Here is a 25,754-nt window from a genome sequence, read left to right as displayed (position 1 = left end):
GCCATTGGACTTTGATCTTCATATGAAAGACCATAGATCACCCGTTTAGCCTTTGATCTTTTACCAAAATCAAATATACAACTCGTTAGATCAACTAGTACCATTCATATATCTATACCCAAATTCTCTAATTTTCAATCAAAAAAACAGCCTCACCAAGAGATGAGGCTGTTTCATATAATTATACTTGAGGTCCATCGTTTTTCTTCTTCTTAACAAACTGAATCGGATTATCTTTAATGTTCTTCCCACGCCAAATCAGCCATATCTGAGAGGCAATGAATAAGGAAGAATACGTACCAGCAAGCAGTCCTACCACAAGAGCGAATGCAAAGTTTGTAATCGACGAAGCTCCGAAGAAGAGGAGCATAATCGCTGCAAAGATTACAGTGATAACCGTATTTATACTTCTGGCTAAAGTCTGCATCAAGCTGTCGTTTACAACTTTAGCGAGTTCTTTAAAGGACTTGACCTTCTTCTTCAGCTTCAAGTTTTCACGAATCCGGTCAAATGTAACAATGGTATCGTTAACTGAATAACCGACAATCGTTAATATCGCAGCTATAATGGTAATATCAAACTCAAGTCTCGTGAGACTGAACAGCGCAATGATAAAGAAAGCATCGTGAAGCAGGGCGATGATAGCGGTCATCGCAAAGAAGAACTCAAATCGAATGGTTACATAAATAATAATCCCGATAGAAGCATACAGAACAGCCAATGCCGCATTCTTAGCTAATTCCTGACCAACTACAGGGGAGACCGTGCTTACGTTTGGCGTATTGCCAAATTCGTCTTCATAGTAGCTCTGAATTTCCCCAATTTTATCTTTACTTAACTCGCTGTCAAAACGAGCAACAGCAATTTCATCATTGTCTCCGGAGATTACTACTTTCTTAGGAGCAACATTAAACTCTTCTTCCATAGTCTCCTCAACTTGAGAAGCATTGATATTGCCATCGGATAAAATGGAGACCCTTGAGCCGCTTGTAAAATCAATACCGAGGTTCAGTCGGAAAACAGCAAGAGCCAGAATGCCGGCTGTAATCAAGATAATAGAAATTGTAAAGAATCTTTTCCTCAAGCCAACAAAGTCGAACTTACGGTTCATAACCGTTGCTTCAACTTCTTCGCCTTCTTCTAGAGAATGGATATCTTCCGGCTTCACACCGAACCATTTCGGACGTTTATTTAAGAAGCGGCTCTTCACCCATAACCCCATAAGAAGACGCGTACCATATACAGCGGTAATAAAACTGACTAAGATACTTACGATCAGCATCGTAGCAAAGCCTTTTACAGAACTTGTGCCAAAGATGAAAAGAACGGTAGCTGCAATCAGTGTGGTAATATTCGCATCGAGAATGGTAGCGAGAGAACGTTTATTACCAGCTTTGAATGCTGACATCACTGATTTGCCGGCTTTTAATTCCTCTTTAATTCTTTCATAGGTGATAATATTGGCATCAACCGCCATACCTACACCGAGAATGAGTGCGGCTATACCTGGCAGGGTCAACACCCCATTCATGGCTTCAAAGACCACTAATATTAAATACACATATGCGGTCAATGTCACAACAGCTATAATTCCAGGAAAGCGGTAATACGCCATCATGAATAAGAAAATAGTGGCTATACCAATTGCCCCGGCAACGATCGTTTTATTCATTGCCTGCTCACCAAATTGTGCTCCTACTGAGGTAGAATAGGTTTCTTCCAAATTTACCGGAAGCGAACCTGCGTTTAAGAGATCCGCTAATTCTTTCGCCGACTCTACTGTAAAATCTCCAGTAATCTGCACGGTGGAACTTCTGACTGGTCCATCTGGAAATCTTGGTGCTGAAAGATAAGCCGGATCGGCCTTCCCATACTCCTCAGCAAAGGACGTCTCTTCATTGTAGTCCAGCCAGATGACCAGAACATTTTCTGGGTAAGGTGTGCTTGGGTCATCAGGTGTATTAACAATCTCTTCAGAAACGTCATAAAACTTACCAGGATCTTTTACGCCAAGAGAAACGGCCGGACTATTGTTCTGATCATAAGTTTGCTGGGCGCTTCCCTCAACCAAATCTGATCCATCTAAATATTCTTCTCCATTCGCGCCGCGGAAAGAAAGTTCAGCTGTAGTAGCTAGTAAATCTCTTGCCTCCTGCTGGTCCTGAATACCGGCAAGCTGTACGCGGATACGTCCGCCATCTTCAATGGAAATATTCGTTTCACTAATCCCTAGTGTATTCACTCGTCTGTTCAGGGATTCAACGGTCGCTTCCAGGACATTTTCGTTAACTTCCTGGTCTTCGTTCAAAGGCTCCACATCATACAGGATTTCAAATCCGCCCTGCAGATCCAGTCCTAAGTTTATATTTTTAGTAACACCTGTTACAGTCGTCCCTATTGTAGCTGCTAATAGAAGCACCACTAGAAAAAAGGCGACGATACGCCCCCGTTTCACCATAATGTTCATTTCCTCCTTTTATATCTTCCGTTCCTATTCATTATTGAAAAGCTTATGTACTCGCAGTAAGTACGTGTCTCACCCCTAAGTATTAGGGTTTCCTTTGTTTATCCATCCGTACCAATTTTACTATTATTTTTATATTTGACAACATGCAAAATCCTTTCTATAGACCGCATGAGAATCTATCCACCCAATTTTGCATGCTACATCTACATCCGATCCTCTACCCAAGCTCTTGATAGAGCCTGTGTATCCGCTAATCATTTATGTATCACCAGAGTGACCAGCTGTTTTTAAACAACTTCGCACAATTTCTCGGCTGCTACTATTACACCTAACTATTATAATTGATTTCCGCTAATTTCGCTGGCCCTCCCGCCTCCTCTTCTCGATAATTCTAAACCTTTGTCATGCCTTGTCCAAGGCTAAGCATATACTTCATTGTAGCGGAATTTTAATTCTTTGAGAAGGCGGATTGTTTTTATGTCTAAACAAACCTTTTTACACGGTGCCCTCATCCTGGTAGCTGCGGGGCTGGTCACTCGTCTGCTTGGGTTTATCAATCGGATTGTGGTTGCTCGTGTGATGGGAGCTGAAGGAGTGGGGCTTTATATGATGGCCCTGCCTACTCTAATTCTCGCGATTACCATTACACAGTTCGGTCTCCCTGTCGCTATATCAAAACGCGTATCGGAAGCCGAAGCCACAGGCAATGAGAAGAAAATTAAAAGTATCTTAATAGTCTCTTTGTCGATTACAGGTTCCTTAAGTATTATCTTTACAGGCGCATTATTTATACTCGCCCCTGTTATCGCTTCCTATTTTCTAACTGACCCGCGTGCTCTATTCCCTTTATTAGTCGTCACACCGATTATACCGATTATTGCTGTTGCATCGGTTATTCGAGGTTATTTCCAAGGAAGACAGAATATGAAGCCCCAGGCTCTTTCTCAGGTTATTGAGCAGATAGTTCGTATTGGTGGCGTGCTTGTTTTAACCAAACTCCTTTACCCTTATGGTGTCGAATATGCGGCAGCAGGAGCTATGGCGGCCGTGGTTTTAGGTGAATTCGTTTCATTGATTTATATGTTAAGACAGTTCAATCTGCAAAAATCGTTTAAACTGCGCAAGACTTGGAAAAAACATGTCGGACAAGGTAAAAAAACTTTTCAAGAGTTAATGGCTATTGCGCTTCCTACCACGGGGAGCCGCTTTATCGGTTCCCTTACCTATTTCTTTGAGCCTATTCTTGTTGCCCAAAGCCTTGCTATAGCTGGTTTCGCTGCAGCAGAATCAACTAAGCTTTACGGGGAGCTTACTGGATATGTTCTTCCTTTACTTTTCTTACCTACTTTTTTAACTCATGCGCTCTCAACAGCCCTTGTACCTTCTATTAGTGAAGCAGCAGCAGTAGGAAAAAAAGAAACCATCCAGTACCGAATTATGCAGTCCATCCGCCTCTCCTTAGCTTCTGGAGGCGTCATTACAGTGGTTTTTATGATTTTCCCCGCTGTTATACTTATGACAGTTTACGGCACTAGTCAGGCAGCTTTTATGCTGCAGTTTATGGCACCATTCTTTTTGCTGCATTATATTCAGACTCCTCTACAGGCAACTTTACAAGCATTAGATCTAGCCCAGCCTGCCATGTGGAACACCTTAATTGGATCAATTATTAAATTCATTGTATTAGTAAGTTTAAGCTCCCGGCCCGAGTTCGGCATTCATGGCGTGGCCATAGCTATGGTGGTGGGTGTTGTCGTTGTTACTCTTTTACATCTTGGAGTACTCATTAAATACAAAGTCATGACTCTTCCGCTTGGTATGTTCACCCGTTTCGCACTGGTTGTTGGCATCACCGGCTATGTTGGTTTTACAATGAAGCAGCATCTGCTTCATGAAAGCAAGCCGATCGCTCAGTTATTATGGATGGGAATAACACTTACGCTTATTTACCTGATTCTCCTGTTTTGGTTTAAGCTATTAAGCAAAGAAGAGTGGAGATTAATCCCTTGGAAAAAAATCCTTCATAAAAAATAACCGCTTTTTAAGCAAGCGGTTATTTTATTTGTATTGATTTTTTTCGTCAATAGAAACCTCTCCTTCATCATTAATGGTACATAATGAAATTTGATCTAAAGACTCATACCCTTGCTTTTTAAGTTCATTTAGCAGCCAGTTCTTGTTTTTACGTATATTCTTAAGACCGCTATATTGGATTTCTCCGTCCGCGATCAAGACGACAGCATATGAGGAATGACCAGAGTCATCTTTCTCAAAAACCGATAGTTTTCCAGAAGGTTCGAGGATGGCATATGCTACATCATTTACTTGTTGAATCCCATGCTCACGTAATTGTATAAGTAAATCGTTGAAATTATAGCGCTGCCTTTTCATCTCATACTCGTCTACTTTACCATGTTTAATAATAACGGAAGGTTTTCCATCGAACCAGCTTCTAAACCTTTGATTCTTCAGGGAAACCCAGGCACTGCCCAATTGTATAGCTAATAATACAGCCATAGGAACAACTGCTTTCCAAATCGAAGAATCGGGTTGTTCAATAATAAATACCCCGATTTCTGCGAGCATAATAAAAACAACTAAATCCATAACACTTAACTCACCAATTTCTCTCTTACCCATAAAACGAAAAACTAGAAGTATAATTAAATAAGTGAGAAGAGTTCTTACTATAAGAGAGACATACACCATGAAAACCCACGACCTTTCAACAGGCTTACTCTCTTATAAGATGACCCATTCTCACTTTTTTTATGAATAGAAAGGCTGTAAATATCGGAAGTAGACATAAATGGATGCGATCACTAGGGACAGTATTAGAACTGGTATTCCATACAGCAAAAATTTAATAAATGATATAGGCTGACGGTGACTCGCAGCTATACCAGCAACTACGACATTAGCGGAGGCACCGACCAGCGTTCCATTTCCTCCTAGACAAGCCCCTAAAGCAAGCGACCACCAAACAGGATCGACATTCATCATTCCATACCCCTGTAGTTCATGCACGACAGGAATCATAGCAGCGACAAAAGGAATATTGTCCACGACTCCTGAAAGCAAGCCTGAGCTCCATAGCATAACAATAGAAGTAATTGGGAGATCTCCGCCGGACAACCATACCATACCACGTGCCAATTCATCGATAATTCCAACGGTTTCTAAGCCACCTACAAGCATAAATAACCCCATAAAGAAAAATAAGGTGACCCATTCAACCTCCTGAAAGACGTGTTCAACATCAAGTTCTTTATCCGTCAAAAATAATAGCAATAAGGCTCCGCTTACCGCAATCGTTGTAATATCCATATGCACAAATGGATACAACATAAATCCAGTTATCGTCAGTAATAGTACACTTACGGACTGAAATAACAATGGGGAGACCTTTAAGTGTTCCCTTGCGTTCATTTGCATCAACGCACCAGCGAGCTCTCGATCATATGTTAACTGTTTACGAAACAAAAGCATGAATATAATTAACACCACAGCAAAAATCAACAGCACTACTGGTCCAAGATGATAAATAAAAGATGCAAAGGTGAAGTGTTCGACGGCCTGTCCGATCATAATGTTGGGAGGATCACCTATAAGAGTAGCTGTGCCGCCTATGTTTGAACTAAATATGGTAATCAATAAATAAGGAAAAGCTGGCAGTTTCAACCTTTCGACAAGTGTGAGCAATACAGGGACTAATAAAAGAACGATGGTGACGTTATTCAAAAAAGCTGATCCGACAGCTGTGAAAGTAGCTGTTACAGCCATCAAGGGGATAGGCCGTCCTTTGACCATTTGGGCTAGACGAATGGCCATGTACGTGAAAATTCCCGTCTTCTGGGTTATAGAAACCAATAGCATCATCGAAAATAATAAAGCCACCGTTTCCCAATCGATAAAACCGAATGCTTCTTTCCATTCATACACATGCGTCATTAATAAGAGGACTCCACCTGCGAGTGCAACCAGGGCCCTGTTCAATTTCTCCGTCATGATTAATACATAGCTCGCTACGAATATGAGTAATGCAAGTAAAGTTGCCATACACCTTCCCCTTTTATAAGGACTTTACTCTATACGTATTCAAGGAAGAGAGAAAATATCTACTTCTATCTAAGGCTTAAACATGCATATAGTGATAATGACAAGCTTAAGAAGGGAGATTTTTATTATGAAAAAATTCACGCAAGGCGTCCTTGGATATGGAATTGGCTCTATCCTTCTGCTGATGATTATTTCCGCGGCTGTACTGGCTATTTTCCTTCGTTTTACATCTATGGAATATCAAACGCTCAATCAAGCTGCGCTGATCACCGGTTTGAGTATTCTAGCATTTGGTGGAATGATGGCTGCTTATAAAGGTGAGCAGAAAGGGTGGCTTTCCGGGGTTATGACAGGTCTTATTTTCGTTACGGCTATGGCTTTATTCCAAATCATTTTTGAAAATCAATTTATATCTCTGCCACAGCTCAGTTATTTCGGAGGATTGGTTCTAGCAGCCTGGCTCGGAGGAATGATTGGGGTAAATTTGCCAAGACGAACGGCAAAAAGGTAATTGAACATGAGAAATCCCGCTGCAAATACAGCGGGATTGTAATCTTTAGTCCTGATTTAGTTTCTCACGAACAGATGAACGATCGAATTTCATTTGCGTTCCATCCTGTACCGTAATAACTAGAGATCCTTCATCTATAGCATGGACCGTACCATGGAGACCTCCGATTGTGATGATTCTATCGCCTTTTTGCAAGTCCGCCTGCATTTGTTGTACTTTTTTCTGTTTCTTTTGCTGCGGACGAATTAATAGGAAATAGAAAATGACAAACATTAGAATAATTGGTAATAAACCGACTAATGTATCCATTTAATTTCCCCCCTTCTAAAAGTTCTTCGCATTTGGTTTATTGAAACCATATTGTTCAAAGAATTCTTCTCTAAAGTCTCCGAGTCGATCTTCTTTAATGGCTTCACGCACTTGCCTCATTAATTTTAACAGAAAATAAAGGTTATGATAAGTAGTTAATCTAAAGCCAAACGTTTCACTCGACTTAACCAGGTGTCTGATGTATGCCCGGCTGTAATTGCGGCATGTATGACACTCACAATTTTCATCAATGGGACGAAAATCACGGGCAAATTTTGCATTTCGGACAACCAGACGTCCATTAGATGTCATACATGTACCATTACGTGCAATACGGGTAGGCAGAACACAATCAAACATATCAATGCCCCGCATGCTGCCATCAATTAGAGAATCAGGCGAACCTACTCCCATTAAGTAGCGTGGTTTTTCATCAGGCAAAAGAGGCGCAGTAAAATCAAGCACCCGGTTCATAACATCCTTTGGCTCCCCAACGGAAAGTCCTCCAATGGCATAGCCAGGGAAATCCAATGATGTAAGATCTCTTGCGCTTTGCCGGCGTAAATCTTCATATTCTCCACCTTGGATAATCCCAAATAGTCCCTGATCATGAGGTCTCTGATGGCCTTCCAGGCATCGCTCCGCCCACCGGCTTGTCCGCTCCACTGACTTTTTCATATAGTCATGCTCAGCAGGATAAGGAGGGCACTCATCAAAAGCCATCATAATATCAGCACCCAGTGAATTTTGGATGTGCATAGCTTTCTCAGGTGAGAGAAATAATTTTTCTCCGCTAATATGGTTACGGAAGTGAACACCCTCTTCTTCAATCTGTCTCAAGTCACTTAAGCTGAATACTTGAAATCCTCCTGAATCTGTCAGGATGGATCCATTCCAATTCATGAAAGAATGAAGACCTCCTGCTTCTTCAACGATATCTTCCCCGGGGCGCAGCCAAAGATGATACGTGTTGGAAAGTATAATTGGAGCCCCCATCTGCTCAAGTTCCTCAGGGCTCATCGTTTTTACCGTTGCAAGCGTGCCTACAGGCATGAACATTGGAGTTTCAAATGATCCGTGAGGTGTATGAACTTTTCCGAGACGTGCACCCGTTTGTTTACATGTTTTAATTAATTCATATGTGATTGCCATTATTTCTGTCCTTTCTCCACTTCAAGCAATAATCTAACTAAACAATTAACATCGCATCTCCAAAGCTGAAGAATCGATACTTATTCTCCACAGCTCTAGCATATGCTTCCAGAACAAATTCACGACCTGCAAAGGCACTGACCAGCATAATCAGCGTGGATTTAGGCAGATGAAAATTCGTAATCAGTCCGTCAATCGCTTTCAGCTTTTGGGGTGGGTAGATAAATATATCCGTCCAGCCGCTAGCTTCCTGAAAAGTTCCGTAATCACGGATGATGGTTTCCAAAGTCCTTGTGGAGGTAGTACCTACAGAGATTATTCGACCTCCCTGTTTTTTCACCTGATTCAATTGGTCAGCCGTTTCTTGAGATACCTGGTAGAACTCAGCATGCATATCGTGGTCTTCCACCTTATCGACACTAACAGGACGAAAGGTTCCAAGTCCGACATGAAGGGTGAGATAGGCTATCGTTACACCGGAAGCTTGAAGGTTTTCAAGTAGTTCGTTCGTAAAATGAAGACCGGCAGTAGGTGCTGCTGCAGACCCTTCTTCCTTCGCGTACACAGTCTGGTAACGTTCCCTGTCCGACAGCTGCTCCTTAATATATGGGGGAAGCGGCATCTCACCAAGGGATTCCAACACTTCCATAAAAATCCCTTCATAAGAGAACCTGACTTTTCTTCCTCCATGTTCCTGCATCTCCGTGCATTCAGCTATTAACTGTCCATCCCCAAACACAATACGGGTACCTGGTTTTACTTTTTTAGCAGGTTTGATAAGTACATCCCACTCGTCTTTCGTATCTTGATGGAGGAGAAGAACCTCTACTTTTCCTCCCGTGTCTTCTTTAGCACCAAATAGCCTGGCCGGAAGTACACGTGTATCATTTAAAACGAGGCAGTCGCCTGGCTTTAATAGCCTTTCAATATCTGAAAAATGGTAATGTTCTATTGTTTCAGCACTCCGGTCGCAAACCATGAGGCGTGAAGAAGAACGATCCTGAAGCGGTACCTGAGCAATAAGCTCTTCGGGCAGTTCAAAATCATACTGCTTAATATCCATTTAAATCCCCTATTCTTCCTTAGCGTATTTTACCAATAATATAAAATATAAGTGATAGAACAATACTCGCAACAATGGACGTCATAATTGGAAAATAAAAGGTGGTATTCCCTTTTTTAAAAGACAAATCCCCTGGAAGTCTGCCAACAAAACTCCATAAAAGTCCTATCACAATAAACACAATCCCTATAACAATAAATATTTTTCCGAACCCAGTCAAGTTCCGGGCACCTCCCTATGGAAGTGAGCGTATGCTTTAGGTGTTACGACTCGCCCACGAGGAGTTCTTTGTATAAAGCCAATTTGTAGAAGAAACGGCTCGTACACATCTTCAATCGTCTGAGACTCTTCTCCAATTGTAGCCGAAATAGTATCAAGCCCTACTGGTCCCCCTCGAAATCCATCCATAATGCCTTTTAAAAGCTTGTGGTCTATATAATCCAGGCCTTCAGCGTCTACTTGAAGCATTTCTAACGCTTCTTGGGTCGTTTCGAGAGAGATCACGGATTCACCTTTGACCTGAGCTATATCCCGTACCCGTTTAAATAAGCGGTTGGCAATCCGCGGTGTTCCCCTAGAACGACGGGCAATTTCCACAGCAGCATTAAAATCAATTTCTACATGAAAAATATCAGCTGTCCTCTCTACTATTGAGCACAATGCCTCTGTTTCGTAATATTCCAGCCTGCTGTGGACTCCGAACCGATCACGAAGCGGCGCAGATAATAATCCGGCCCTTGTGGTGGCTCCCACCAGAGTAAAGGGAGGGAGATCAAGGCGCATCGATCTCGCACTGGGCCCGCTGCCTACAACAATATCCAGACAAAAGTCTTCCATCGCAGGATAGAGCACCTCTTCTACTGATCTTGGTAATCGATGAATTTCATCTATAAAAAGAACATCCCCAGGCTCTAGTGAAGATAAAATTGCGGCCAGATCTCCGGCCCTCTCAATGGCAGGTCCAGCCGTTGTCCTGAACTGCACACCCATTTCATTGGCAATAATAGAAGCAAGCGTCGTTTTCCCAAGCCCCGGAGGGCCGTAGAGAAGTGCGTGGTCCAGAGGTTCCTCTCTCATCTTTGCTGCTTCAATAAAAATATGCAGATTTCGTTTAGTCTGGTCCTGACCAATATACTGTTTGAGCGTTTCTGGTCTCAAACTAAGTTCAATGTCCTGATCTGTCTCCTGCAACTCGCCGGAAATCATTCGATCTTCCACGTTAGTTCCCCCTTTCAATTATGACTTCATCAGTATTTGTAACCCTTGTCTTACATAATCATCAACACTGCCTTCGTTAGTTTTTTGAAGTTCTGTTCGTGCCAATTTAATTTCTTTTTCTGTATAACCCAAAGCCTTTAATGCTTCAAGTGCATCTTCTATACGCTCTCTTTTCTCTTTTGAAGTCAGTTCCTCTTGATAGAAAATTGTATCTTCATTCTGCTCATCAGGCAGCCATACAATCAATTTCCCTTTTAAGTCCAATATCATCTGTCTAGCGGTCTTCTTCCCGACACCAGGGAATTTAGTTAAGTACTTATCGTCTTCCTGTTCAATAGCTGAAACAAATTCGGGTACACTAACCGTACCAAGTATAGCTAAAGCACCCTTTGGACCGATCCCTGAAACATTTAAAAGCTGGGCGAACAGCTGTTTATCTTCCTTCTTTCTGAAGCCAAATAATATTTGTTGATCCTCTCGTATATAGTGGTATGTATGAATTTTTATCTCGTGGTTTAAATAATCTTGAAAGTTGTAAGGGTTAGCACATAGAATCTCATAACCGATACCGCCTGTTTCAAGAGTTATAGACGCATCTTCAATTAAGCTTAATTGTCCTTTTACATAAGTGATCATAGTTGGAATTCCTCTCTTACCTGTATTGCTTAGCACTCTCTATTGTAACACACAAGCACATGTTCGCCCATGACAGAACCGCAAGAAGAATGTAGATTCCTGCCATGTTTCTGAAGCTTTAATGACTTGTTTCACAAATAATCTCGGCTGCCAGCTCACAAAATAAAACAGCCGTCTATGACTATTCATAGCGGCTGTTCTTCTCCAGCATACTTCTTAACGACTTGCTCGAAATGAGAGGCATCTTTGATTTTAATGCCATCTTTCAATTCTGACTTCCTCTTCGATTCTAATGGTTCTATAGGGATAGGTTTAAAGGACTCTATAACCTTCCCCTGGGAGGGAGCCCCTTCAAATACGGCCAATTCTCCATCTTCCGTAAGTCCGAAATACCCCTGTTGTTTAGTCAGTGGTGAGATATCTTCCACTTGTCTTTTGAAAACGATCTGATCCAGCTCCTGAGATTCTATGGACCATCCTTCATAAGTGGACCAGAAATCCACCATAGACCATATTGTTTCTTCCTTATTAATGGTCTCCGTTACACCATCGAGATAATGCTGCTTTAATATTACCTTTATCGTTAAAGGTTCCGGATTAACTAGAGTTTCCACAGCATTTTCTTCTGTTTTATTAATTACCGTTCTTTGATAAGATAAATCCTCTGCTCTAAGAGAGACTTCTTCTTCCGCAGCAAACCATTGCCATCCTGCAAAAATTAAACTGGCCGGTATAATCCATAACCATCGATTCATCGCAGGTTCCCCCTAACTAAAAAATAACTTCTGCCCCTAGTATGTCCAGGAACAGAAGTTATTATAATAGAAAGACAGCGATTAAGATAATTTCTCTAAGATGGCTTCATCTGCGTCTAAGTTATGATATACCTCTTGCACATCATCATTATCCTCAAGCATATCAATTAATTTAAGCATCTTTTCTACGCCCTCTTCATCCAGAGGAGTGTACGTTTCCGGAATCATCGTAACTTCACTCGTCACAAATGAATACCCGCTTTTTTCAAGCTCAGCCTTCACTTCAGAAAAGGTTTCAGGTTCAGCATAAATTTCGAATTGATCCTCTGTTGTTTCCATTTCTTCCGCTCCGGCTTCAATTGCCTCAAGCATCAACTCTTCTTCGTCCACCTCTGTTTCCCCGCGATCCACCACTAAGTAGCCTTTGCGGTCAAACATAAAGGAGACGCAGCCATTTTCACCCAGATTTCCATCGTTTTTATTAAAGGCATGTCGCACATCTGCAGCGGTTCGGTTTTTATTATCTGTTAACACCTTTACCATCACAGCTACTCCACCAGGACCATATCCTTCATACGTGTACTCTTCGTAGTTAACTCCTTCAAGATCACCTGTTGCCTTCTTAATCGCACGATCGATATTTTCATTTGGCATGTTATTTGATTTAGCTTTATCTACAGCTAAGCGGAGATTGGGATTCATCTCTGGATCCCCGCCGCCTTGCCTGGCAGCCATGAATATCTCTCTTGCCAGCTTCATAAAAAGCTTACCCCGTTTGGCGTCTTGAGCACCTTTTCGGCGTTTTATATTACTCCATTTTGAATGACCAGCCATGGACATTCTCCTCTCCAAAGCAAATCTTTTCCTTCATCAATATACCACAATTTCCCGGTGAGAATAAAGCAACTTACTTACCGGTCTGGTTTTGCTGAAAGAAATCTGTGATCTGACTTTTTAGTTGAGCTGGAGCCTGTGAAGCTTTTAACCTGGCGTTCAAATCCTTCATGTGATCCCAATTATTATTATTGGTATAGATGATGATTGGTTTATCTGTGATTTCTTTGACTTTTGCCTCAACCTTCTTAGGAATGGACTGATCCCTGCGGTCATATGGATTAATCATTACCGCGAGGTACACTTTCTTATCATCCGTAAATGCCTGAGTCATAGTGACTTCTTCTAATTCATTGACCTTCTCCATAATCACCATTGATTCTTCGTTGTTAAACGCATTATCATGCCCTCTGTTGGTCTCTTTAAATTTGGAGTTACGGAATTCTTCTTCTGCTGTACGTTTGAACCAGCTGTCTTCTCCAGTAGGAATCTGCCCTCTTCGTTTAATGCCAGGGTCCCCTCCATAGGTGATGGGTTCATAGTAAGTGGTATCGTCTCCAGCCTTTTTTTCAGGCTGTGCGCCACACCCAGCTGTTAGTAAAATCGTAAACATTAGAACCATAAAGTATTTCCTCATAAAAAAACATTCTCCTTTTACCATTACTATGGTTTAAGAAGAACGTTTTAAACAGTTAATTTTACCCAACCCTTTATTGCGGCGGTGAAGGCGGAAGAGTCCGTTTGTGAACCGTTTTTTTATGCATGGCCTCTATAATCTTTCTATCTTTTTCAGGAATTTCTTCCCCGCGTAGGAAGGCATCAATTTTATTATAACTTGTTCCCATTTCATTCTCGTCCGTCTGGCCTTCCCAAAGCCCTGCACTTGGTTGTTTATTAATAATAGCATCAGGTACATCTAAATAAGCAGCCATCTCGCGCACTTCACCTTTAGGCAGGTGAACTAATGGTACGAGATCAACTCCTCCATCCCCGTATTTAGTAAAATATCCGGTGTACCATTCAGCAGCATTATCTGTACCTACTACTAAATATTTATGGTTCTGAGCGATGGTATATAGTGTGCTCATACGCAACCTTGCACGTAAATTTGCGTCTGCCAGTTTCTCCTGATCTTCGTCAAAAGTTCCATCTGCTTCCAGTTGGTTTTTGATTGTTTGAAACATAACATCATGAGTTTCAGTCAAATCTACTTTTATAGAGGATAAGCCACATGCGTTAGTCACTAATTCAGCGTGTTTTTGGTCGCTCCCCTGACTTTTACAAGGCATAATAACTCCAAGCGATTGATTCGGGAAAGCGCGCTTGATTAAGTTTGCGACTACCGCAGAGTCAATTCCCCCACTCACTCCTACAAGTAAGCCTTCTACATTTGCCTGTTCCACTTGTTCTCTTAACCATGTAACTAATTCATTAACTTTATGTTCCACCGGATTGTTCATCCTCTCACACATATGATACTTTATCTTAGCATATGTTCAGCATATCGGACAAACTTCTTCCGGCCCTCCCACGCTTTTTCTAATTTTTTTATATGCTTGGAAAGAGATACTTCACCCCTGAGACATCGCCTATAACCGTACAGCCATTCCCGGAGAATATCAGCAGGAACCAATACTCCTTTTAACCAAATTTCAGGGTCAGGAGTGTGCTTGAAATACTGAAGAAGCAAAGCTCGCTGATTCTCCAGATAAGGAAGAAACCTCTGCCCCAATTGAATATGGTCATATAGGTGAGGCCCAGTGTGCAACAAATCAAAGTCAATTAATTTAATTTCATTTTTATTATTAATAATAAAGTTATGATGAGCGACATCTCCGTGCAGCCATTCGTTATTTTCCCATGCCTTTTCTTCTACTTCTCCCCATGGATGATTCGAAAAGCGTTCAAGTTGGATGATCATGTTTAAACGAAGCTCTTGATAGACACTTCTTTTTCTGTACTCTGAAAAGATATCCTGAGTTTCCTCAAATTGCTCCAAACGTCTTTCCCATTTAATATAGAGGGGATCTCGTGGGATAGCTAAAGTAGCGATCCCTTTGGTAGTGCGATGAAATTGATGCAGCACTTGCACAGCCTTTTCTCTGTCGTAATGGTTGTCAAAATCTGCATGTTTACCTTGGATCCATTCAAAAAGGCCCCACGCGCACCCAAGCTTACTTTTTGTGTAGATATTATCTTGAAAAGGCAGAGGACGAGCAGCTGCTATTGAGGCATAGTTCCAATCCTGAAAGAAGCTGATCTGCTGTTCTAACGTTTGCGCTCTCCTGTATCCTTTTAATATCATAGGCTGACCATTATAGCGAACTTTATAAACTTTAGGCTTAATTACCTTCTCTAATCTAATTGGTAATTTCTCTTCTTGCAAGAGCCATTGAAAAAGGCGATCCGTATATGAATCGCCTTCTGTATGCTCAACTTTCATCTACATCATCGTCCCGCCAAGGACCCTGATACGGTCCCATTGGCCCTGCCTGCGAGTAACCACCACTCCCCATCGATTGTGGCATGTTGTACGGACCCATTCCATAGGGGCCTCCGCCCTGCTGCGGGCCCCAACCGCCCATTGGGTATTGCATAGGACCATAGGCTTGAGGGTAGCCATGATGGTGATAACCCGGATACATAGGCTGACCTCCATATCCCATTGCCGGAGACCAATCCTGAGGTCCCCCAGCACCATCCACGCCGCATCCGCAGTCCCCTCCTGATTGAGCTCCCTGGACCATAGGTGAGGAACTTTCCTCATATTCTGCTCCCATATAGTCTTGCTGGTGAGGGTACATAGGCATGTTATGCTGAGATGGCATCTGCATAGGCATGTAAGCTGGCATCATTACAGGATGAGGGGGGCAGCAATAAAAGTCAGTATGCACCAGTTGCGGCTGCATCGGTTGCTGCATTGGCTGTTGCATCGGCTGCTGCATTGGCTGCTGCATCGGCTGCTGCATCGGCTGGAAGTAAGGCTGTTGAACAGGCTCCTGATACTGTGATTTCCCCTCCTCCTTTGGCGACTCCTCTGAAGGCATTTCTTCTTCTTTAGGAGCTTGCGGCATTGGCATTTGAGGTAAGTGAAAAGTCGTGTAATAATTTTGCATTTGCTGGTCAATACTTGGCATTTGAATCGGCATATTCATTTGAATAGGCTGTACAGGCATCATCGGTTTATCCATAACACCTTTTTTGACAGGCTTTTTCTCGTCCTCTTTGATGACAGGAATCGGTTTAGGTGATGTGTCTTTATAAGGTGGCATGGAAGGCATTTCTTTCTTCGGCATCATCTGCTTAGGAGCTTCTTTCTTGACTTGCTTCGTGCCTTGTGGAACCTTAATCTTCATACCCGGCATGATCATATCAGGATTAGAAAGCTGGGTATTAACTGATTTCAATTCTTCAAAATCTACCCCATACTTTTTGGCAATCTTCCAGAGTGTATCCCCTTTTTGCACAATGTGAATTCTCACCATTGCAACTCCCTTCCTGTGAATCTAAAAACTAAAAAGGCAATAATAGCTTCATAACACTCTATGCAGTTCAAGACAAAAGATTGATGAAAAAGCCTATATTTCTTTTGAATAATAAAAAGAACCTCGCCAAAACCTTGATATAAACAAGGTTTCGACGAGGCATAAATTAAGCTCTCCGAATAGGAGAAGGAATATCTAATTGGTAACTTGGATAAGTTCCGAGAATTTTTAACTGACACCCTAAAGCTTCTAGTTCGGCCTGCACTCCAGGAAAGAGAATCTGGTCGTACGGCTGATCAACGTCTATTAAGAAAAAGTAGTTGCCAAGTCCGGTTTTCATTGGTCTTGATTCAATTTTAGATAAGTTCATCTTTCTCCAGGCGAAGGCTGCAAGGACCTGGTGAAGAGCCCCCACATAGTCTTTAGGCAGCGTTACCATTACTGTGGTCTTCTGCTTTGTTACGAATTGGTCTTTTACCTTTAGTGTCATCGGATTCTTTTGGACGACTGCGAAACGCGTATGGTTATTATCGTAGTCATGAATGTTTTCAGCAAGAATCTTTAACCCATTTTCTTCTGCAGCCAGATGATTTCCAATGGCTGCTGCTCCCGTCCCTGTATCCGCTACAATTTCAGCAGCCCTTCCAGTGGAAGCAGTATATTCCAGGTCTGCCTGCGGATAATTCTTGTGCAAATACTGATGACACTGAGCAATCGCATGACTATGAGAGTAAATTTTCTTAAGCTCATGGTCATGATGATCCGGATGCACAAGCAAATGCTGTTTGATCGGTACTGTCAATTCAGCAATAATGGATTGATTCACCTGATGAACCAAATAATCTATGGTCAAGTGGACAGAGCCCTCTATAGCATTTTCAAGGGGAACAACTCCCGTATCTACTTCGCCGTTTTCCACTGCATCCAGGCAGGCTGGTATGCTTTCATATCCAATATAAGTACCACCATCGAACAAGCCATCGACAGCCATTTTTGTAAATGTTCCTTTAGGTCCTAAATACCCAATCCGTTGTTCGGCCATATCTTCCCCTCCAATTAAGCTCCCGTACTTAGAATTTCTACTCGATCCACAAAGTCGAGTTTATGAAGCTGCTGCAGCATCCGTTCTATTGTACCAACCATTCCAGTCGTGTTCAGCGACAAAGTAACATTCGCTTTTCCCTGTAATGGAATTGTCTGGTGAATGGTAAGAACATTGCACCCGGACTGTGCCACCGTGCGCAATAAATTGGATAACGTACCCGCTCGGTCTTCTAAATGAAAGAAGAGAGTAATCATCTGCTCTTTTACCATTGCCTGAAAAGGAAATACTGCATCTCTATATTTATAAAAAGCACTCCTGGACAGTCCTACATGCTGAACAGCTTCAAATATAGATTCAGCTTTACCACGTTCTAACAGCGCTTTAGCCTCTATGGTTTTTTTCATGGCTTCAGGGAGAATGTCGCTACGGACTAAATAAAATTTTTCGTTATAATCCGCCATCCAATCCTCTCCCCTCATTAATCTACAAATTCGAATTCATAATCAAGTACCCTGACTGTGTCCCCATCTTTCGCTCCTCGTTCTCTTAAAGCATCATCCACACCCATACTGCGCATTTGTCTGGCAAACCGGTTAATGGACTGATCTCTGGAGAAATCCGTTCGTCTGAATAAAGATTCAATTTTTTCACCATATAATACATAAGCTCCATCGTCTGCTCTTGTCAATTGGAAAGGAGCTTCTTCCTTTTCAAATTTATAAACGACTCGCTCATCGACTTCTTCAACAGATTCTTCCTGCTTCGGTATTTGATCAAGTTTGTCAGCTACTGTATAAAGAAGCTCATCAAGCCCTTCACGAGTTATTGTAGATATAGGAAAAACCATAACATCTTTATCTAGATGCTCTTTAAATGCCCTCAGATTCTCTGCCGAATCCGGCATATCCATCTTATTGGCAACAATGATTTGAGGTCGATTTTCAAGTCTCTTGTCATAAGAAGATAGCTCATTATTGATCGTGACATAATCTTCATAAGGATCGCGCCCTTCCAGACCCGACATATCCACGACATGAATCAGCAAACGCGTTCGCTCCACGTGCCGTAAAAACTGATGACCAAGCCCGACGCCTTCATGGGCGCCTTCAATCAGCCCAGGGAGGTCCGCCATTACAAAACTGCGGTGATCCTGACTTTCCACCACCCCTAGATTGGGTGATAAAGTTGTAAAGTGATAATCTGCAATTTTAGGTTTTGCTGCAGTTACCACAGAAAGAAATGTTGACTTCCCTACACTAGGAAATCCTACTAACCCTACGTCAGCCAACAATTTTAATTCCACGACCACATCTAGTTCTTCTCCAGGTTCACCATTCTCAGCAATTTCTGGTGCAGGATTTCTTGCTGTAGCAAACCTGGCATTGCCACGGCCGCCTCTTCCGCCTTTTGCTATTACGGCGCGCTGTTTATGTTCAGTTAAGTCAGCAATGACCTTATCTGTGTCCGCGTCCTTTACGGTTGTTCCAGGAGGAACGCTGACCACTAGAGGATCCGCATTTTTACCATGCTGCTTCTGGTTCATACCATTTTCTCCACGAGCCGCCTTGAAATGATGCTGGTAACGAAAATCCATTAGGGTGTTCAGCCCTTCATCTACTTCAAAGATAACGTTCCCACCATTTCCACCGTCTCCACCGGCTGGTCCGCCTTTTGGAACATATTTCTCACGACGGTAAGCAACTAAACCGTTCCCTCCATCTCCAGCTTTAACAAATACTTTAACCTGATCTACAAACATACTCTTCACCTCTTCAACCTATCGTCATATCGATAGATAGTTCTTTTTCTTCTAAAATGGTGGCTATAAACCCTGCTTGATTCAACTCTTTAATAAAGGCCTCTGTTTGCTGAAAGCGACCTTCCCACTCCCAGCTTACCCCTAGCGAATGCTCATCTATGCCCTTATAGATTTGGACGGTCCCCTCATATAGTTCATCGTCCACTCGATAGTCATTCATCAGCTCAATCATACGCTTGCCATAAGCCGTCAACTTTTGATCATGACGGGATAAATCAACTTCTTCACTCAAAGAGTATTTTATTCTGTAAGAGTCGTACTTCCAATTGAACGATATCAGCCAAATAGGAAAAACAACGGCATCACTATTCAATATCCTTCTTTCATTTTCTGCTTCTTCTCTTATGTCGTCGATTTGCTCTAATAAACGCTCCTGCTTCCCCAGAGATGCGTATCCCTGAAGCAGCTGAATTTGATTCATCCAGTCATGACGCTTATGTCTGAGCAGCGTAATGATCTCTTTGTCATCCAACGGGGATCAGCTCCTTCGGTCATCCATAATAATAAAAAGTATAGCAAATATAGGCAGGAAACTAAAACGATCTCCGAATTTATATAACAAAAAAAGCCACGCTTATGCAAAAGGCACAGCGCGGCTTCAATTTACGTATGAACCCGTACACTATTCAGTTTACGCTTCCTGAGCAACAGGATAAACGCTGACTTTTTTGCGGTCGCGTCCGTAACGTTCGAATTTAACAACTCCGTCCACTTTAGCGAACAATGTGTCATCGCCGCCGCGGCCAACGTTAGCTCCAGGGTAAACTTTTGTACCGCGTTGACGGTAAAGGATAGAACCACCAGTTACCGTTTGTCCGTCTGCACGCTTAGCTCCAAGACGCTTAGACTCAGAGTCACGGCCGTTTTTTGTACTACCTACACCCTTTTTCTGGGCAAAAAACTGCAAATCAAGACGTAGCATGGGTCTCCACCTCCTTATTGGTTTGATATTGTAATATATTGGTTGTATTCATGTTCAATTGTCTGAAGCGAAACCAGCATGCCTTCAAGAAGCAACTGGGATTTAGCATAAGATTCTTTATTCAGTCCTTCAGGAAGAATAATTTTAAGAAAACCGCCTTCTCCGCCCTGCTCGACATGTGGTTCAAATTCACAAAGGCTCACCAGTGAATTGACTGCTCCAAAGGAAACAGCTGATACTGCTGCACATACTAGATCGTGACCATAAGGTCCGCTCTCAGCGTGTCCAGAAATCTCAAAACCTGTGATATCTCCCTGTGAACGAAACAACGCCACGTTAATCATACCGTCCGACCCTTACGCGTTGATATCTTCAACGATAAGCTTCGTGTACGGCTGACGGTGACCTTGTTTGCGCTTATAGTTCTTTTTAGGCTTATATTTGAAGACGGTAAGCTTTTTCTGACGACCTTGTTTCTCAACTTTAGCCGTTACAGAAGCCCCATCAACGTAAGGAGCACCGATTTTAGAATCTTCTCCACCTACAAATAAAACTTTGTCAAAAGTTACAGTGTCACCAGATTCTACGTTTACTTTCTCTACATAGATCTCCTGGCCTTTTTCAACTTTAACTTGTTTACCACCAGTTTCAATAATTGCGTACATACTTGCACCTCCTCGATTTACTCAGACTCGCCATTCAGGTACCGGAAACGGTTTTTTTAAACCTGTTCTGTGCGGTTGTAGCATCGGAGTGCTACTAGAATAACAAAACAATGTTACCACAGTTCAAAACACGTTGTCAACATGATAACCGCGCTTATGAATCATTTCACGAATCATGTCTACGGACCCTTCAAGCTCAATTTGATAGTGAGAAACGCTTGGATCCTCCCTAACAAACAGCTCCTGTGGAATTTTACTAGATATACTGCCTGAAAGCAATTGTTTTTTTACGATTTTAAGTTGAGGATTTATAGATAACAGAATAGCTTCCTGGTTTTTTCCAACCCCAAAAAGAAGCTCTCGTTCAAGACGGAAAACGGCCGTTTCGATCGTAAGCACAGGTTCTGGATTTTCCTGTAATAATTGGAGGGGACTCATCCATTCGTTTTTCCGAGTAATTTCCATGATACCTAAGCGTGTAATCCCTAAAATCTGCGTTCTTACTAAATCTTTTTTCGCCAGATTCTTCATCTCTTTTAGGAGATGTTCTGCAGCAGAAGTCTCCTTCATAGATATAAAATCAACCATTATTATTCCAGAGATATTTCTTAACCGAAGCTGCCTGAGAATTTCTTTCCCTGCCCGCCTGTTCACATCTAAAGTTTGTGAGTTGGAAAAAGCTTTTCCTTTATATTTGTAACTATTTACATCAATAACTGTCATCGCTTCCGTTCTTTCTATTACAATCTCGATTCCGCCATCAATCTCCAAGTGAGAGTCGATAAGCTCCATTTGCACATCCTGTAACCTACGCGCTACTTCATTTGTTCGTTTAGGGTTCCAGCTAATCTTATCCTTAATTGATGGATATGTATTTTTTAATCGTTCGCTTTCCTCAACCTCATCTACGATGATAGCTTCCAAGGAATTTAGTGGGAACTTTCTAATTAACTGGTTAGGAATAACCTCATCTTTCCATATAAGACGCGGAGGTTTTCTAAGCTGCTGAGTTGTTATTTGCGACCACTGCCCCTTTAACACTTCCAACTCCTTGAGCACTTGAGCAGGGTTAACATCAGCGGCAGCCGTACGGATAATACAGCCTTCTACAGTGCTCAGCTTTTCCTCAAGTTCAGATTGAAGGTGAGTTGTTGAAGCAGGCGTTAGTTTCTTCGAAATAGAAGTTTTCCCACCATAGGGCTGATAGATTGTATAAAGGCCTGGAAGAGTGATATCTGCACTAACCTGCGGGCCTTTATTACCCTTAGATTCCTTTATTACCTGAAGAAATAAATACTCTCCTTCTTTTAAAGTGGTATGAATCGATTCATTAGCCCATGGAATAGCAGGCATCCCGAGAAAAGCATGCTTATCTTCTCCAATATCAACAAAGGCCGCCTGAAGTCCATAATCAATGTTCTGCACTTTGCCAACAAAAACAGCCCCAGTAAGTGCCTTTACTCCGGGGCGGTCTATCACATATTCATTGATATGATTGTTCTCTATGACAACTCCTGTTTTCTCAGAAGTTAGTGTATGGAAAACGATTTCCCTCATGTCATCCCTCTTCATAATGCAATTTTAGGTAGATCCCTTAAACGTAAATCAGAATCTTTCTTTTCAAAATACGCTTGCAGGCATTCTTGCTCATCTACTATATAGAAAAGGGGAGACTCTTTCAATACATAAAGATGATTTCGGTTGCTTCTAATATTTTTCAGTGCATCTCGTACCAGCATTTCTTTGGGGACATTTATATATATAGGTCTTAAATGACGGCGGTCCTCAAGAGCACAATGCATTAAATACCTCATTAGTGTGTAAGATCGTCTTCTCCATTCCAGAACATTTTCCACAATTAAAAAAGCAGCCAGAAGAATACCCGCAAACGTCCATCGTTCGTCCAGCGTAAGCCAACTGCCAATCAGAAGTATAGCAAGAAATGAAAAGAATAAAGTAAGCATGAGACTTCTTCTGAAGCTTGCTGCCTGATTCATCATATAAAATATTATTTTCCCTCCATCTAATGGCCAGATCGGAAGAAGGTTGAACAGGAGTATAACTCCATTATAAAAACCAGCTACACTTAAGAGCGGATGAGGTCCCATAGTTATTTGCAAGATCGTAAGTACAGCAAATATCCAAATGTGCTGCAGCGGTCCTGCCATAATCACGGTTACTTGCTCACGAAAAGGACGTGTATTATGTTCTTCACTGACCACAGCGCCCCCGAACAGCCAGAACTCTATTTTCGTAACTCTCCATCCAAAATGCTTAGCGGTAAAAAAGTGCCCCAGTTCATGGATCATTACAATAGAAAACAGGATAACAAATTCATAAATAGCCCCAGTCAGGAATGCAGAAATAGCTAATAGAAAGAAGAGAGGATGAATATGAATGCTTGGAAGCAAATTAAGAACTTTCATCCACTTTTATTACCTCTACAGGATCTAAATATCTTTCATCTTTCTCAATGGCAAAGAAGAACTCCGCTGATTTCCCTTCTTCCGATTTAACAGAACCTACATTCCTTTGGGCTTGTACATGTTCATAAAGATGAACATCAATGGAGGATAAATATCCATAAATGCTTTTCGAGCCATCTTCGTGCTGCACAATCACTGTTTTTTGAGTATCTTTATCATTTCCTGCAAAAATAACGGTTCCTTCTCTGACAGCCTTAATCTCAGAATTATTTTCCGTTGTTAACACTATTCCCTTTCCATCATTCTGAAAAGATGTGGTGACGGTTCCATTCACAGGCATGGCGAGGTTTTCCTCCGTGGAGGATTGTTTTGGAGCAACCACCTGTAAAGGCTCTCCAAAGCGGTCACTATACCAGGCCGTCACTGTAGCAAATGGAAAGTCCTCCTGAAGTTGAGAAGTTACCCATTCCTCAGGACCGTCAAGGAAAGCAATGTCTGTCTGTTTACCTAATGCTACAGCAGCAAATAATAGGACAGAAAAAAACAACTGAACCCCCAGACGACTTGTCTCTTTTCGGAACTCAGGAAGAGGTCGCTTTTTTTCATGATCACTACTTGTGACCAAAGGTGGATAGCCATGCATTTCTTCATCCTGAGGTGGAACAAACGATTTTTTAGGAAACTCATAGCTGCCCTGAACCTTTTTTTTCTTACGAGCTGATATATTTTTACGGACATGTTCAATGTCTTTCCTCAAAATAATCCCTCTCTTTCCGCCACCTTTTTTTACATTCTATGGAGATAGAGAGGGATATATGTGTAAAAGCTTGTCCGCTGCCCAAAGAAAAGAGCGGCCCGTTTTATCAAAAACAGGCCGCTCTTTCCAAACTTTAAGTGCGCATTCCAAAGAAGCGTTTTACTTTTGAGAACATTCCATTATCTTCATCTAAATTCATTAGCGGCACCGCTTCACCCAATATTCTCCGGGCGATATTCCGATAAGCTATCGAAGCTCTGGAATTTGGCTTCATTGCTACTGGCTCTCCGCTATTAGATGCGGTAATGACTGAGTCATCATCTACCACGATACCAAGCAAATCGATGGATAGGACCGAAACGATTTCGTCCACATCCAGCATGTCTCCGCTTTTCATCATGTGATTTCTTATACGATTAATAATAAGTTTCGGAGCTTCTATTTCTTCTTGTTCAAGAAGTCCGATTATGCGATCTGCGTCCCTAACACTTGATTTTTCAGGAGTTGTAACCACCACAGCTTTATCAGCGCCGGCCACAGCATTTTTATACCCTTGCTCAATTCCGGCAGGGCAATCGATAATAATGTAGTCATAGTCTTGCTTTAGCTCTTCTACAATTTCTTTAATTCCTTCCGGAGATACCTCGGATTTATCAGATGTCTGGGCTGCCGGCAATAGATGCAGACAGTCAAAACGTTTATCGGTTACAAGAGCTTGTTTCGTTTTACAACGCTCATTTACTACATCTACAATATCGTAGATAATACGATTCTCAAGCCCCATCACAACATCTAAATTTCTGAGACCAATATCAGTATCCACCAGACAAACTTTTTTGTTCTGTAAGGCCAAAGCGGTCCCCAGATTGGCGGTAGTTGTGGTCTTTCCAACCCCTCCCTTTCCGGAGGTAATTACTATCGCTTCACCCATTCGTCATTCTCCTTTCAAAACTCGCAAGCTCGGGTTTCTTCTTCACAACTTCCTGTAATCGGTCGATGCGAATCTTCCCTTCTTCTTCATCAATAAATCCGCACTCCATATATACACCTTCCGTTTCATAATCAGGAGCACGGCTCACCTGGTCGGCAATTCGCAATTGGCTCGGCTGCATATAAGAGGCAGCAATCACCGTCTCTGTGTCACCTTCAACCCCGGCATGAGCCACACCTTTGAGGCTGCCAAGCACATATACATTGCCAGTCGCCGATATACTACCACCTGGATTAACATCTCCAATTAACAGCAAATCCCCGCGCACCTCAACCAATTGTCCAGAACGAATGGTTTTGGCGATGGGAGTAATTTCTGTATTCTCTTTCCATTCAAGAGCTTCTTTTTTCGTTATAACATCAGATTCAATACGATCAACCACAAGCTTTTGCTTTTCTTTAATAAGGTCGACAAGTTCCTCTTTCTGTTCGTTTGTCACAAAACGTTTACCTAATTGAATTGTCACATGAATCATAGGTTCTTCATCAGTAATGCCTTTCATAGACAGCTTACTTTGTAATTCCTTTAGAATATCCTTGTAAGCACACTGATCGTCTAAACTAAGTGTCAATCCATCTCTAGTCCCTTTAATTAATACTTTCTGATCGTTTGCCGTCACAGGCTGTCACCTCAGACCTTA

Annotated in this window: 29 protein-coding genes and 1 other annotated feature; of the genes, 2 read left to right on the top strand and 27 right to left on the bottom strand. The window is 42.0% G+C overall.

All coding sequences use genetic code 11. The features are described from left to right. Positions 1-181: 181 nt before the first annotated feature. Positions 182-2,458, bottom strand: coding sequence for a protein translocase subunit SecDF (secDF, locus tag ACTWP7_RS03265; RefSeq protein WP_443122137.1), 2,277 nt, complete (start codon positions 2,456-2,458; stop codon positions 182-184). A gap of 486 nt (positions 2,459-2,944) precedes the next feature. Here secDF and spoVB point away from each other — a divergent pair, with 486 nt between their 5' ends. Beyond that, a complete protein-coding gene (gene spoVB / locus ACTWP7_RS03260; protein WP_443122002.1) occupies positions 2,945-4,501 on the top strand; it encodes a stage V sporulation protein B in 1,557 nt (518 codons plus the stop codon). 24 nt (positions 4,502-4,525) lie between these two features. Here the strand turns inward: spoVB and ACTWP7_RS03255 are convergent, their stop codons facing one another. Further along, positions 4,526-5,176, bottom strand: coding sequence for a YetF domain-containing protein (locus tag ACTWP7_RS03255; protein WP_443122001.1), 651 nt, complete (start codon positions 5,174-5,176; stop codon positions 4,526-4,528). A gap of 60 nt (positions 5,177-5,236) precedes the next feature. Further along, positions 5,237-6,526 (bottom strand): ArsB/NhaD family transporter, encoded by a 1,290-nt coding sequence (locus tag ACTWP7_RS03250; RefSeq protein ID WP_443122000.1) that lies wholly within the window; start codon positions 6,524-6,526, stop codon positions 5,237-5,239. Positions 6,527-6,653: 127 nt separating this feature from the next. Here ACTWP7_RS03250 and ACTWP7_RS03245 point away from each other — a divergent pair, with 127 nt between their 5' ends. Further along, positions 6,654-7,037, top strand: coding sequence for a TIGR04086 family membrane protein (locus tag ACTWP7_RS03245; RefSeq protein WP_443121999.1), 384 nt, complete (start codon positions 6,654-6,656; stop codon positions 7,035-7,037). Positions 7,038-7,082: 45 nt separating this feature from the next. On the opposite strand, the gene yajC is transcribed toward ACTWP7_RS03245, so the two are convergent. From yajC to minC, 24 genes are all read right to left on the bottom strand, one after another. Further along, on the bottom strand, positions 7,083-7,346 hold the full coding sequence (gene yajC, locus ACTWP7_RS03240; protein ID WP_089748968.1) for a preprotein translocase subunit YajC: 264 nt from the start codon (positions 7,344-7,346) through the stop codon (positions 7,083-7,085). A gap of 15 nt (positions 7,347-7,361) precedes the next feature. Next, entirely contained in the window at positions 7,362-8,498 is a 1,137-nt protein-coding gene (gene tgt, locus ACTWP7_RS03235; RefSeq protein WP_443121998.1) for a tRNA guanosine(34) transglycosylase Tgt, read from the bottom strand. Positions 8,499-8,535: 37 nt separating this feature from the next. After that, positions 8,536-9,561, bottom strand: a complete 1,026-nt coding sequence (queA, locus tag ACTWP7_RS03230) for a tRNA preQ1(34) S-adenosylmethionine ribosyltransferase-isomerase QueA (RefSeq protein WP_014643876.1) — start codon at positions 9,559-9,561, stop codon at positions 8,536-8,538. Between the two features lie 19 nt (positions 9,562-9,580). After that, positions 9,581-9,781 (bottom strand): DUF2905 domain-containing protein, encoded by a 201-nt coding sequence (locus tag ACTWP7_RS03225; RefSeq protein ID WP_014643877.1) that lies wholly within the window; start codon positions 9,779-9,781, stop codon positions 9,581-9,583. Next, complete coding sequence (gene ruvB / locus ACTWP7_RS03220; protein ID WP_014643878.1) at positions 9,778-10,779, bottom strand: Holliday junction branch migration DNA helicase RuvB; 1,002 nt, start codon at positions 10,777-10,779, stop codon at positions 9,778-9,780. The genes ACTWP7_RS03225 and ruvB overlap by 4 nt, the downstream gene beginning before the upstream one ends. An 18-nt stretch (positions 10,780-10,797) precedes the next feature. After that, positions 10,798-11,415, bottom strand: coding sequence for a Holliday junction branch migration protein RuvA (gene ruvA / locus ACTWP7_RS03215; RefSeq protein ID WP_443121997.1), 618 nt, complete (start codon positions 11,413-11,415; stop codon positions 10,798-10,800). Between the two features lie 185 nt (positions 11,416-11,600). Then, on the bottom strand, positions 11,601-12,170 hold the full coding sequence (locus tag ACTWP7_RS03210) for a BofC C-terminal domain-containing protein (protein ID WP_443121996.1): 570 nt from the start codon (positions 12,168-12,170) through the stop codon (positions 11,601-11,603). An 81-nt stretch (positions 12,171-12,251) separates the two neighbouring features. Next, positions 12,252-13,004: a YebC/PmpR family DNA-binding transcriptional regulator gene (locus tag ACTWP7_RS03205; protein ID WP_443121995.1), complete on the bottom strand. Its 753-nt coding sequence runs from the start codon at positions 13,002-13,004 to the stop codon at positions 12,252-12,254. A 73-nt stretch (positions 13,005-13,077) separates the two neighbouring features. Beyond that, positions 13,078-13,641, bottom strand: coding sequence for a YhcN/YlaJ family sporulation lipoprotein (locus tag ACTWP7_RS03200; protein WP_443121994.1), 564 nt, complete (start codon positions 13,639-13,641; stop codon positions 13,078-13,080). A 73-nt stretch (positions 13,642-13,714) separates the two neighbouring features. Next, entirely contained in the window at positions 13,715-14,452 is a 738-nt protein-coding gene (gene nadE, locus ACTWP7_RS03195; RefSeq protein ID WP_443121993.1) for an NAD(+) synthase, read from the bottom strand. A 32-nt stretch (positions 14,453-14,484) separates the two neighbouring features. Next, positions 14,485-15,447 carry a phosphotransferase gene (locus ACTWP7_RS03190; protein WP_443121992.1) on the bottom strand — a complete coding sequence of 321 codons (963 nt, stop codon included), beginning with the start codon at positions 15,445-15,447 and terminating at the stop codon, positions 14,485-14,487. Then, positions 15,437-16,486 (bottom strand): SafA/ExsA family spore coat assembly protein, encoded by a 1,050-nt coding sequence (gene safA, locus ACTWP7_RS03185; protein WP_443122136.1) that lies wholly within the window; start codon positions 16,484-16,486, stop codon positions 15,437-15,439. The genes ACTWP7_RS03190 and safA overlap by 11 nt, the downstream gene beginning before the upstream one ends. A 169-nt stretch (positions 16,487-16,655) precedes the next feature. Then, positions 16,656-17,531 (bottom strand): prephenate dehydratase, encoded by an 876-nt coding sequence (gene pheA / locus ACTWP7_RS03180; protein ID WP_443121991.1) that lies wholly within the window; start codon positions 17,529-17,531, stop codon positions 16,656-16,658. Positions 17,532-17,545: 14 nt separating this feature from the next. Beyond that, on the bottom strand, positions 17,546-17,995 hold the full coding sequence (locus ACTWP7_RS03175; RefSeq protein WP_443121990.1) for an ACT domain-containing protein: 450 nt from the start codon (positions 17,993-17,995) through the stop codon (positions 17,546-17,548). 17 nt (positions 17,996-18,012) lie between these two features. After that, complete coding sequence (obgE, locus tag ACTWP7_RS03170) at positions 18,013-19,293, bottom strand: GTPase ObgE (RefSeq protein ID WP_443121989.1); 1,281 nt, start codon at positions 19,291-19,293, stop codon at positions 18,013-18,015. 13 nt (positions 19,294-19,306) lie between these two features. Next, on the bottom strand, positions 19,307-19,825 hold the full coding sequence (locus tag ACTWP7_RS03165; RefSeq protein ID WP_443121988.1) for a Spo0B domain-containing protein: 519 nt from the start codon (positions 19,823-19,825) through the stop codon (positions 19,307-19,309). 159 nt (positions 19,826-19,984) lie between these two features. After that, positions 19,985-20,275, bottom strand: coding sequence for a 50S ribosomal protein L27 (gene rpmA / locus ACTWP7_RS03160; protein WP_014643890.1), 291 nt, complete (start codon positions 20,273-20,275; stop codon positions 19,985-19,987). 14 nt (positions 20,276-20,289) lie between these two features. Next, positions 20,290-20,619 (bottom strand): ribosomal-processing cysteine protease Prp, encoded by a 330-nt coding sequence (locus tag ACTWP7_RS03155; RefSeq protein ID WP_443121987.1) that lies wholly within the window; start codon positions 20,617-20,619, stop codon positions 20,290-20,292. A gap of 12 nt (positions 20,620-20,631) precedes the next feature. Next, positions 20,632-20,940: a 50S ribosomal protein L21 gene (gene rplU, locus ACTWP7_RS03150; RefSeq protein WP_014643892.1), complete on the bottom strand. Its 309-nt coding sequence runs from the start codon at positions 20,938-20,940 to the stop codon at positions 20,632-20,634. Between the two features lie 13 nt (positions 20,941-20,953). Further along, positions 20,954-21,027, bottom strand: a sequence feature (ribosomal protein L21 leader region). Between the two features lie 36 nt (positions 21,028-21,063). Continuing rightward, complete coding sequence (locus tag ACTWP7_RS03145) at positions 21,064-22,497, bottom strand: ribonuclease E/G (RefSeq protein ID WP_443121986.1); 1,434 nt, start codon at positions 22,495-22,497, stop codon at positions 21,064-21,066. 11 nt (positions 22,498-22,508) lie between these two features. Further along, positions 22,509-23,366 carry a site-2 protease family protein gene (locus tag ACTWP7_RS03140; protein ID WP_443121985.1) on the bottom strand — a complete coding sequence of 286 codons (858 nt, stop codon included), beginning with the start codon at positions 23,364-23,366 and terminating at the stop codon, positions 22,509-22,511. Further along, positions 23,353-24,123: a peptidoglycan DD-metalloendopeptidase family protein gene (locus ACTWP7_RS03135; protein ID WP_443121984.1), complete on the bottom strand. Its 771-nt coding sequence runs from the start codon at positions 24,121-24,123 to the stop codon at positions 23,353-23,355. Before ACTWP7_RS03135 ends, ACTWP7_RS03140 begins: the two co-directional genes overlap by 14 nt. 133 nt (positions 24,124-24,256) lie before the next feature. Continuing rightward, positions 24,257-25,054: a septum site-determining protein MinD gene (minD, locus tag ACTWP7_RS03130; RefSeq protein ID WP_014643896.1), complete on the bottom strand. Its 798-nt coding sequence runs from the start codon at positions 25,052-25,054 to the stop codon at positions 24,257-24,259. Beyond that, a complete protein-coding gene (minC, locus tag ACTWP7_RS03125; RefSeq protein WP_443121983.1) occupies positions 25,047-25,733 on the bottom strand; it encodes a septum site-determining protein MinC in 687 nt (228 codons plus the stop codon). The genes minD and minC overlap by 8 nt, the downstream gene beginning before the upstream one ends. Positions 25,734-25,754 lie beyond the last annotated feature (21 nt).

The sequence above is a fragment of the Halobacillus sp. B29 genome (genome assembly GCF_052246755.1).
Classification (GTDB): domain Bacteria; phylum Bacillota; class Bacilli; order Bacillales; family Halobacillaceae; genus Halobacillus; species Halobacillus halophilus.
Note: the sequence above shows the minus strand (reverse complement) of the source record. Positions and strands in the feature narration are given on the sequence as shown.